Consider the following 9,773-nt stretch of genomic DNA (forward strand, 5'->3'; position numbering starts at 1 on the left):
AAGTGCTGCACCGCCGCCGGCACGATTTCGACCTGTCGGTGCCTGCGGTATGCGTGGTTCTGCTACGACTTGTAGGGTACGGCCCCTCGGTGTCGGTGCCCGTGCCGGCCTGCGAACCCGTCAGGCCGGCACGCCTCGTGCTCACCCGCCAGCTCATGGACGACTGGAGCAGGCGGGTGGCGCTCGCGCAGCGCCTTGAGGCGGCGGAGAGGGAGTTGCAGCGGGCGGTAGCAGGGATGGATGGCAGTCCGGCAACGAGGACACGGTACGCGCGGGCCCTCGTGGCGTACTGGCTCGCCGAGGCGGACGGACGTGCGGAGCTGGGCGTCGCGGTGGAGCAGGAAGGCGTCGGGGGCGAGGGACTGGTGGTGTAGAAGGCCACCGTGCCACACGACAGCAGCAAGACGCGCCCGGAGCGGCGGAAGGCCCCAGCCGGAAGCGCCATCCGGATTGACGGCCTCCACGTCTCCCGCGCCGCATGGGCTCGCGTGGAGGCGCTCGTTGGGCAGATGGCCCGCGCGGGCCTTCCTCGGGCCCACCGCTCTGGCGCGCTGGACCTGCTCCTCGTCCACCCCGAGCTGGTGGCCCGGGTACTCGCGGGTGGACTCTCCGTCCACCGGTGTGACGCCTGCGCGGCGTGGCTGCCCGGATACCCGAACGCGGAGCATGCGGCGCATCAGGTCCAGGCTTTCGAGGTGCCGCTAGCATCTTCAGAAGGAGCACGGTGATGGTCGAGTGCACTAGGCACGGGCCCAGCTTTGTGACTCGCTGTTGCGACCACGTCGCGGCTGCCATTGACGAGGGCCGGACCCTTGCCATGAAGGTGTTTGTGGGCCGAATACCGGACCCGCACTACCTCTGCCCGGCGTGTAGTGAGCGAGTCGAGGCAGCCCTTCTGACGTATCGAAAGGGGGCGCCTGTTCCGCCGGAACTAGACTACGCGATGACTGGGAGCTGTACCGAGTGCATGAGGGACTTGTTCATCGCCTCCGGCTTGGGCGATCTCATCCTCGCAGAGGAGAGGGCACGCGAAGAACGAAGAAGGGTTAAGCGGGCGCGCTCGACCTAATCGAGGGCGACATCATCATGGCCTGCACGGACACCGTCCATCAGGGCCGTGACGATTCGCGGCATGGAGCGATTCCCCTTCACGCCGGACTACGGCGTGCAGCAGCAGGCACAGCCCCGCATCCTGAAGGCCCAGTTCGGGGACGGGTACGCCCAGCGCGCGGAGGACGGCCTTCGTCCCACCCTCCAGCGCTGGGCGCTCCAGTTCAACGCCCGGAGGAAGGTGGAGGCGGACGCCATCGAGGCGTTCCTCACCGCCCACCGCGGCACGCTGCCCTTCGAGTTCGTCGCGCCCACGAGTGCGTGGGCTGTCACGGCGTTCCGCTTCGGGACGGGAGATGGGGCGCGTACCCAGTTCCTGCTCGAGCGACCGCTCGCCTCCGGTGGCCCCGTGGATCTCGTGTCGGCGACGGGGCGGGGCGCGCCTCCCGTCCTCTTCCGCGACGGCGTGCCGCTCGTCGCGGGGACGAGCTACGTGCTCTCCGCCTCGGGACTCGTCACCTTCGTCGCTGCCCCATCGGCGGGCGCGGCGCTCACCTTTACCGGGTCCGGTGCGCGAGTGCACCACGTCGTCTGCGAGAGCTGGACCACCACCGTGAAGAGCTTCAATGCGCACGACGTCAGCGCGGAGTTCCAGGAGGTGATGGCATAGAGCACCACCTCTTGGAGGTGCCAGATGAATCGCTAGCTTGTCAGCCGTGCGAGGTATTGATTAGCAGAGGCGGTCGCAGAATGCAGCGCAATCCTGAGGAGTCCCAGAGCAGCTCGCGCCACAGCACCGGACATTGACCTGCGGGAGCAGCCCCTCGGAAGAGGCGGCTTCTATGCTAGTTGCCTCCACGGCGCCTGCCGGTGCACCGCATTGGACGGCACACTCCTCAGAGGTTCCACTGCATGCCGTTCCGTTCGAACATGTGACATCCACATCGCCACTGCTCATGCCACAGCCAACAAGGGAGACGGCAAGGGAAAGCACGCCAATGATGCTTCGCATCGGATGTGTCCTTGGTTTTGGGGTTGCGGGCTGCATCCTGGTCAGGAAGTCGATGTGTCTGCAATTGGTTCGAAATTGACCCCGTGGGTGATTCTGCCCGTATCCCCTGTTGGGGGTGGGGTTTGGGTTCGGATTGTGTCCTCCCTCCGTCGGATCCTCGCGGTATGCGCGAGTCGATTTGTAGTGGGAAACCACTAGTTAGTGATTCCAGCTCAGGTCTTGCTGGGGGAGGGGACTGGTGAGTATCGCCGAGGACATCCAGAAGCTGGCGCCTGGCGCCCTGGTGGAGCTCTTCATCCTGGACGCGAGCGGACTCCCGGGTGGAGGCATCAGCTACTTCCACGCGGGCACCAACGGCCTGGGTGGGCCCGTGGTGTGGCAGGGGGCTGCGTACCAGCCCTGGCCCGTGCAGGCCCGCGGCTTCGAGAAGTCGGGCACCGGGCGACTGCCCCGGCCCACCCTCACCATGGCCAACCTGCAGGGCACACTGGGGGCGTTGGCCCGGGACACGAACGACCTGCTCGGCGCGCGCGTCATCCGCAAGCGCACCTTCGCGCGCTACCTGGACGCCGTGAACTTCCCCGGCGGCGTCAACCCCACCGCGAGCCCGTCCGAGGGCTTCCCGGACGACGAGTTCGCGGTGGACGCGAAGACGACGGAGAACAAGCACCTCATCGAGTTCACCCTCGCTGCTCGGTGCGACCTCGAGGGCGTGCGCATCCCCCTCCGCGTCATCACCCAGATGTGCGGGTGGCAGTACCGCGGCGAGGGGTGTGGGTACGCGGGTCCGCCAGTGGCGAAGGCCGACGACACGTCCACGACGGAGCCGGAACAGGACAGGTGCGGCAAGCGCCTCGTGAGTTGCAAGGCTCGGTTCGGGGCTTCAGCTGTGCTGCCCTATGGAGGGTTTCCAGGGGTTGGGCTACTGCGGTGAGTTGTCTAGTCTGTAGTTGCACATCGGTTGCCGCAGTTCTTGATGATGCTCTGCGCAATTGAGCAATATGGTTCTGTTGTTGCGCGCTAGCTACTGGAGCTAGGAGGAGGGCCAGAGTCGAACAGCAACGGCCCAGCCAAGAACGCAGTAGGTCGAGATGAGAATTATTATCTTGCCGTGGTACATTGCCTTTCCGGGTTTGCGGGCGTGGTGGCCGAACTCCACGTTTACGGGAAGAGGGGTGCCGGCACTGTCTGCGGCAAGGGTCTTCTTCTCGTGCCTTATTAGATAGAATCCGAAGATATTGGCGCTGAACACATACTGAAGGAAGTCAAAAAACAAAGCTGCGACGGCCAGACAGAAAGCCAGTCGGAGAGGCCCCTTGAGTCCTCCAACGGTTTGGTCTGATAGGACCCAGATGGCCGCAATTGCACTGAGAGCAAGGGTGCGAACATTCTCGCTAGCCTTGCCGGAGTATACATTGTACTCCTCAATTGCTCTGTCGAGCCCCAGATGTGGCGGTGGCGGTGGCGGTGGCGGTGGCGGTGGTGGCGTGGTCATAGACTTGTTGGTGTGTCCTGTTGTCTTGTGTGGTTGCTCATTTTTCTGGATTCTTCGGCCCCCCAGTTGTCCAGCTACGCCTGAGGGAGGTGGATTTTCGCGCTCCCCCTTTCTTGGCAGCGCTCCGCTTTGCTGCTGCTTTCTTGGCTGCCTTTCCTGCGGTTTTCCTGGTTGTAGTTGCTCGTTTTTTTGCGGACTTACTAACCTTCTTCACGTCGTCCCCCTGTCGGAAGCGTGTGGCTGCGTGAGTGTCTGTGGGGCCTGTCTTGGTGACTGCGTCCTGCGTGGAGTTTGCTGGCTAAGCGCTGGACGCAATGCGGATCGGAATGTGCGTGGTAATTGGAGCCAGAACGCGAAATTGCTGTCGAATCAGATCGTAGAGCGCGATCTGGGCGCCGTCGGCTCGAACGGTTGTCACCATTGTGATGTGCAGGGGTGGTACATCCTTGGTTAGTATTCCTTCTGCCCTACTTATGTGTTTTAGGTCGATTCTTGGGAGATAGAGGTCGGATGCGGACAGTCGAACGCGCCCTCGTAGAATTGTCTCCCATTTTCCCGACGAGCGACGAGAGCTTTCAAATCCAGACTTTAGTCGTTGTGAGTGAGCCTTAGGGGCTGTGCTGATGCTCCATCCATCGGCCGTGTATTTTTCGGGATTGATTTTACGGTAGTCCACGACCATGGACTGCTCCCCTTTGGTTGCTGAGCGAATCATCTCATGCGGTCTGAACGTATCCTCGATTCCGCTGAGCGTGTAGTCCGCCGCGTCGGCAGGGTTTATTCGAGTAGCAAAGGCGATTGTCCACTCAATCTCGATGAGGGCTGCATCGTCGATCCCTTTGGTGGGCACGGGGAGTCGCATTGCTACTACTTCGTCACGGGCTAGCTTATCTTGATATATGACCGTAGCTTCGTTTGGCGCGCAGGCGAAGACGGAATCGTATGAACTCGGAACGCGTCCAAATCCAAGGCTTAATGAGTCGTGCCCCTTGCGTGCGCGTTGTGCGAAGTGCGCGCTAAATGCCCGGATTGCTGATGGCGTCGCTCGTTTTTTGCCTATCGTCGCTCCAAGCTGTACCGCTCCGCGCATTGCTAGCGGAGACGCGAAGCTTGTTCCCGAACCCTGTGAGTAGCGGTCCCGGTGGTCGATTCCACCGAAAGGGAGTGTTGCGCATCCACCGAATGCAACGCCGATTGGTTGGACGCGTTGACCGGCTCTGCCCGGACCAATGGCACTATATGAGGCTCGCTGCGTTTTTGTTCCCGAGAGCGTGCTCGCTGCACCAATAGCCAGTCCATTAACCATGTCGCCTGGCACCAGAATTCGGTTAAAGCCGAGTTTCTCGTCTTCCTCCCCGTTATTCCCAGCAGCTAGAAAGAACGTGACGTCCAGTTCTTCGGCGAGTGTGTCGAGTTGAGACGTCCAGTAGTGAGGATCGCCATCATCAACAATCTCGTCTGGGCCGAGGCTCAGGTTTACGTAGCGATACTTTCTTTCCTTAATTTTTTCCTTAACCGTGTCGAGGAACTTGTAGAGCCCATGGTCGAACTTTGCCGACTGTGGAAGAGGGAGGACTCGAAAGTGGTCGACGTATGCAACTGGCGTAGGGAGGGGGGAATCCTCGGCCTCGATATGGCCAAAGAGGAACGCACTGGTAACCATCGAGCCGTGTTCCAGGTCTTCAGACGTTGGAGGCTCTGAGGTCATTTCTTCGGCTGTGACGAAGGGGCGCAGATAGAGACTGGACTGGTTTATTCCGCCGTCGAAAATCGCCACTCGTTCCGATGTGAGGGGACGTGCATCGGGAGCTGGCGCGTTCGCAGGCTTTGGTCGGGCAGTGCTGCGTCGAAGTGCCGGCCTGTAGGGCCGAATTGACGGCATTGGCCTAAGCGCGCGGACTAGATTGAATTTGGCTGCTTTATGGACTGCTTCAGGGTGAAGCGAAATAGGTACGAAAACAACACCTGCGACTTCCCGGCGAAAAGCTATGTCGACATCTCCGTCAAGAGAGCGAACATGTGCCACCCAGCGGAGAAATGCGTCTTGCTCTAGTTCTAGTCGTTCCTGCGTGTTTCGCCCGATTGGATTTAGGATTGCTTCCCAGGTAATTATTTCGCCGGCACCGAGGGGGACTCTGGGCTCTTTGACGATGTCAACCGGAGTCGGCAGTCTGAACTCAGAGAACTCGCGCAATTGCCCCCACACGGGATCCTTGTCGCCCGTGGGTTTGCGCATCGCGGCATCTGTGAATTCAAGTACGTGCTCAGGGGCTCCAGCCAACAGAAGCGTCTTCGTCTCTGCGTTTTCTTGTTGTTGCTTCTTGGTCTTGAGAATTCCTGTGGTTTGACGAGTCCCTACTGTGTAGAGTCTGTGTGCGTCAATCAGTGCTGTCGGGAAGTACGATGCTGCCAAGTAATTGGGAAGCAGTGTCGCCTCAAACACGACGTGGCGGGCGCGTAGTTCCCGCGGCATGCGGGATATTGCTTTGGCAAGAGACCCAGCCTGTGGGGCGAGGATGGCATGTGCCTCTGTCAGACTATGGGGGTGCCACTTAGGTCCGCCACCGCTGACTGTGGGCACGACTTGCTTGAGATGTTCCCCACCTCCGAGCAATGGGCGTCGGACATCAGGACCCCCTGGGTCACTGCCGCCACCACCACCCTCATTGCTTCTTGCCATTTGGACGTCCCCCCTTCGGCTTCTTTAGCCCGTGTACATGGAGGCCTGGACGCTCTTGCATGGTCCAGCGCTGCACATATTTGCCAATAGTTACATGGGAGACGTCAAGAAGGTTTGCGATCTCGCGTTGCGTCATGCCCAAAGTGAAGTGCGCGATCCCTGCGAAGGTGATCCGTTGAGCTTCTGGGCCCTGCCGAAGGAGAGTCAGTGTCCGGGTCGTTAGGACCTCAGGCAGTCGAATCTTCGGGTCGATCACAGAGTCGCGGATAGCCTCCGAAATGAGGCGCCCTATGTCGGAGCCTGACATTCCTTCTGTTGAGAGCGCGAGGGTGTCTAGGTCTTTGCTCTCCAGCGCCTGTCCGTGCGTTCCCATCGCCTGCTCTAGGATTCTGCGGCGAAGTTGTTGATTGGGAAGCGGTACTTCGATCACCCGTTCAAAGCGTCGCCAGACGGCTCGGTCGAGGATTTCGGGATGATTGGTAGCGGCGATGAGGAGTCCAGTTGAGGGCCAACGGTCAATTTCTTGTAGAAGCACATTTACGATGCGCTTTAGTTCGCCGACATCGCTGTCGTCATCTCTGCGTTTGGCGAGCGCGTCGAACTCATCAAGGAAGAGAATCGACTGATTCCGCTGACCAAAATTGAGTGCTTGTCGAAGATTCTGCCCAGTCTTGCCAAGAAGTGAAGAGACGAGAGCCGCAAGGTCTACTGTGAAAAGCGGCCATCCAATCTCGGCTGCCAAGTAGCGAGCAGTCATGGTCTTCCCTACGCCCGGAGCTCCTGTAAGAAGGATGGTCCGAGTCGGTTCAAGGCCGGCTGCTTGTAGTGCGTGAACGCGCCTTCTCTCTGCGATCACTTGCTGCACGACGCGTGCGGTCTCCTCCGGGAGAAGAGGCGAGGGGGCGTTTTCTGCTTCATCAACGACGACTAATGGGAAGAAAGATGAGTCGTCGACAGGGGGGATTTCGCGGCTGATGTGCGGGACTCGGCCTGTCGTCCCCCGACGGAGTCGAGTTGTCGCTCCTGGCTCCGAGAGGAGGGGGGCGAGTAGTTCTCGGAGCCGAGCTTCATCTCCCGTTTCGAGAGAGGCGGCTTTCGTGAGGCGAGAGGCGAGCCGGCGGATTGATGCCGTGTCGCCGGCGAGTCCGAGCCGAACGAGGTCGGCTATGGTCTGAACGAAATCGGTCACTGGTAACCTCAGATAGATTCGATTACCAATCGTTACAGCACGAGAGGGAGGACGCAATGACGGCGCTGGTAACCGGGGTGATTCCTACTTACCAGGGGTGATGAATGAGGGGCTCTCCGTCCTGAAGGTTATTCGCGGGCGGCAGGACCGCGTCCGCGTTCCGAGGAAGAATCCTGAGTAGGTGGTAGTTGGTTCATTGCGTCACCCGGACTCCGATGCTGCCCGCTGCTTCATTAGCCGTCACTCTTGAGCTGGTTGCTGCCGCTCTGTCCCACGCTCGGGAGGAGTCCCCCCGGGAGTCCTGTGGCCTCATCGCCCGCATCGCGGGAGAACTGAGGTACCGACGCTGCCGGAACCTCGCCGAGGGGCACGCCCACTTCCACCTGTCGCCCGAGGACTTTGCACTGGCCGAGGCGGAGGGGGAGGTGGTGGCCGTTGTCCACTCCCACCCCAACGCATCCCCGGAGCCGAGCGAAGCGGACCGGGTCATGTGCGAGCGCTGGGGGCTGCCCTGGCTCATCGTGAACGTGCCGGTGGGGCACTGGCAGGTGCTGTGCCCCTCGGGCTACCGCGCGCGCCTGGTGGGCCGGCCCTTCAGCCACGGTGTCCTGGACTGCTTCTCCCTCATCCGCGACTACTACGCGGAGGTGGTGGGGCTTGATCTCCCAGACTTCGAGCGGCCCGACGACTGGTGGCAGAAGGGCGGCAACCTCTACCTCGAGGGGTATGAGCGCGCGGGCTTCGTGGACGTGACGGGCGCGCCGCTGCGCGAGCACGACGTCCTCCTCATGCAACTGCGCGCGCCGGTGCCCAACCACGCGGGCGTCTACCTGGGGGCGGACGTCGTCCTCCACCACCTCCAGGCTTCGCTGTCGAGGAGGGAGACGTACTCGGGATTCTGGGAGCGCATCACCCGCCGAGTCGTCCGACACCGCAGCCTATGCTGACGACGGTGGTGCTCGGCGGGCCCCTGGGGGCGCGCTTCGGGCGTGAATGGAAGCTGGAGCTGGGCGTGCCCTCGCCTGCGGAGGCGGTGCGCGCCCTGTGCGCGGTGTGCGAGGGCTTCGGCCGCTACCTCGCGGAGAACAGCGCGCCCGGCTACCACGTCCTCGTCGGCGAGCGGGACGTCGGCGCGCAGGAGTTGGGCGTCGCCACCGGGAAGCGCATCACCATCCTCCCGGCCCTGGCGGGCGCGAAGCAGGCGGGAGTCCTCCAGGTGGTGCTGGGCGCTGTCCTCATCGCCGGCGGCGCGGTGCTCTCCGTCTACGACTACGGCACGGCGGGCGGGCAGCTCATCGCCCTGGGCAGCAGCCTCATGGTGGGCGGCGCCGCGCAGCTCCTCTTCGGTCCTCCCCGGGCGACGGGCCCGCTGGAGAAGCCGGAGCACCAGCCCTCCTACGTCTTCAGCGGCCCCGTGAATACGCTGGCCCAGGGCCACCCGGTGGCCCTCTGCTACGGGGAGATGGTGGTGGGCAGCTGCGTGGTGTCCGCCGGCATCATCACCGACTGGAGCGTGGGCGGCGGCTTCGGCGGGCCCGCGGGCGGCCAGACGGGGCCGGGCGGGCAGGGGCCGGTGGGCGGTGGGTGCCCGGCGCCGTGGGTGCCCATTCTCCTCTCGGACGGGCGCGCGGTGCCGGCCGGCGCGCTGCGCGTGGGCGCGTGGGTGCGGACCCAGGACGAGGTGACGCTCGAGTGGGGCGACTACCCCGTCACCCAGGCCGCGACACTGGAGGCAGACTGCCGGCGTCTGGTGCTGGAGGACGGGCGCGAGCTGGTGGCCACGTACAACCACCGGGTGCGCACCGACGCAAACTGGGTGGAGCTGCGCCACCTCGAGCCGGGGGCACGGCTGGTGGGGGAGAAGCCCGGGGTGGTGGCGCGGGTGGAGGACGCTGGGCGCGGCCCCGTGGTGCTCCTCACCGTGGCCGGCGCGCACACGTACCAGACGCTCGGCATCCTCTCGCACAACGTGAAGCGAGCGGACCCCGAGGAGCCGCACGAGGTGCCCAATGTCCCCTAAGAGGGGTGCGCTCCGTGGCGCGGGCGGCGAGTCGGGCGGGAAGGGTGGCTCGGGCGCCCAGCGCACGCCCACCGAGGCGGCTGACTCGCTGGTGTCCACCGCCTACGCGAGGGTGCTGGACGTCATCTGCGAGGGGGAAATCGAAGGGTTGCAGGGCGGGCTGAAGGGCGTCTACCTGGACGGCGTCCCGGTGGTGAATCCCAACGACTCCCCCAACTTCCGCGACGTCACGGCGTACGACGTGCCGGGCACGCAGGGGCAGGAGTACATCCCCGGCTTCAGCGCGGCCGAGGCGGAGACAGTCGTCAACGTGGAGGTGAAGGAGGG

8 protein-coding genes and 1 pseudogene are annotated in these 9,773 nt (G+C 63.1%); 6 read left to right on the forward strand and 3 right to left on the reverse strand.

Annotation, left to right across the window (positions count from 1 at the left end; translation table 11 throughout):
• From K8625_RS43130 to K8625_RS43140, 3 genes and pseudogenes are all read left to right on the forward strand, one after another.
• Positions 1-374, forward strand: a pseudogene (locus K8625_RS43130) (hypothetical protein); the annotation flags it as partial.
• 758 nt (positions 375-1,132) lie between these two features.
• The gene (locus K8625_RS43135) at positions 1,133-1,720 is read left to right on the forward strand and encodes a phage tail protein (protein ID WP_223786040.1); all 588 of its coding nucleotides are present in this window, start codon (positions 1,133-1,135) and stop codon (positions 1,718-1,720) included.
• 580 nt (positions 1,721-2,300) lie between these two features.
• Positions 2,301-2,996 (forward strand): phage minor tail protein L, encoded by a 696-nt coding sequence (locus K8625_RS43140; RefSeq protein WP_223786041.1) that lies wholly within the window; start codon positions 2,301-2,303, stop codon positions 2,994-2,996.
• Positions 2,997-3,095: 99 nt separating this feature from the next.
• On the opposite strand, the gene K8625_RS43145 is transcribed toward K8625_RS43140, so the two are convergent.
• The 3 genes from K8625_RS43145 to K8625_RS43155 all read right to left on the reverse strand — a co-directional run bounded on the left by K8625_RS43145 (position 3,096) and on the right by K8625_RS43155 (position 7,102).
• The gene (locus tag K8625_RS43145; protein ID WP_223786042.1) at positions 3,096-3,557 is read right to left on the reverse strand and encodes a hypothetical protein; all 462 of its coding nucleotides are present in this window, start codon (positions 3,555-3,557) and stop codon (positions 3,096-3,098) included.
• Positions 3,558-3,855: 298 nt separating this feature from the next.
• A complete protein-coding gene (locus tag K8625_RS43150; RefSeq protein ID WP_223786043.1) occupies positions 3,856-5,334 on the reverse strand; it encodes a S8 family peptidase in 1,479 nt (492 codons plus the stop codon).
• Positions 5,335-6,220: 886 nt separating this feature from the next.
• The gene (locus tag K8625_RS43155; protein ID WP_223786044.1) at positions 6,221-7,102 is read right to left on the reverse strand and encodes an AAA family ATPase; all 882 of its coding nucleotides are present in this window, start codon (positions 7,100-7,102) and stop codon (positions 6,221-6,223) included.
• Positions 7,103-7,641: 539 nt separating this feature from the next.
• Between K8625_RS43155 and K8625_RS43160 the strand changes: the two genes are divergently transcribed.
• From K8625_RS43160 to K8625_RS43170, 3 genes are all read left to right on the forward strand, one after another.
• Positions 7,642-8,373, forward strand: a complete 732-nt coding sequence (locus tag K8625_RS43160) for a C40 family peptidase (protein WP_223786045.1) — start codon at positions 7,642-7,644, stop codon at positions 8,371-8,373.
• A complete protein-coding gene (locus tag K8625_RS43165; RefSeq protein WP_223786046.1) occupies positions 8,367-9,446 on the forward strand; it encodes a hypothetical protein in 1,080 nt (359 codons plus the stop codon). The genes K8625_RS43160 and K8625_RS43165 overlap by 7 nt, the downstream gene beginning before the upstream one ends.
• Positions 9,436-9,773, forward strand: a 338-nt coding sequence (locus K8625_RS43170) for a hypothetical protein (protein ID WP_223786047.1), incomplete at its 3' end; no start/stop codon positions are given. The genes K8625_RS43165 and K8625_RS43170, both read left to right, overlap by 11 nt.

It is taken from the genome of Myxococcus sp. AS-1-15 (assembly GCF_020037055.1).
GTDB classification, from domain to species: Bacteria; Myxococcota; Myxococcia; order Myxococcales; family Myxococcaceae; genus Myxococcus; species Myxococcus fulvus.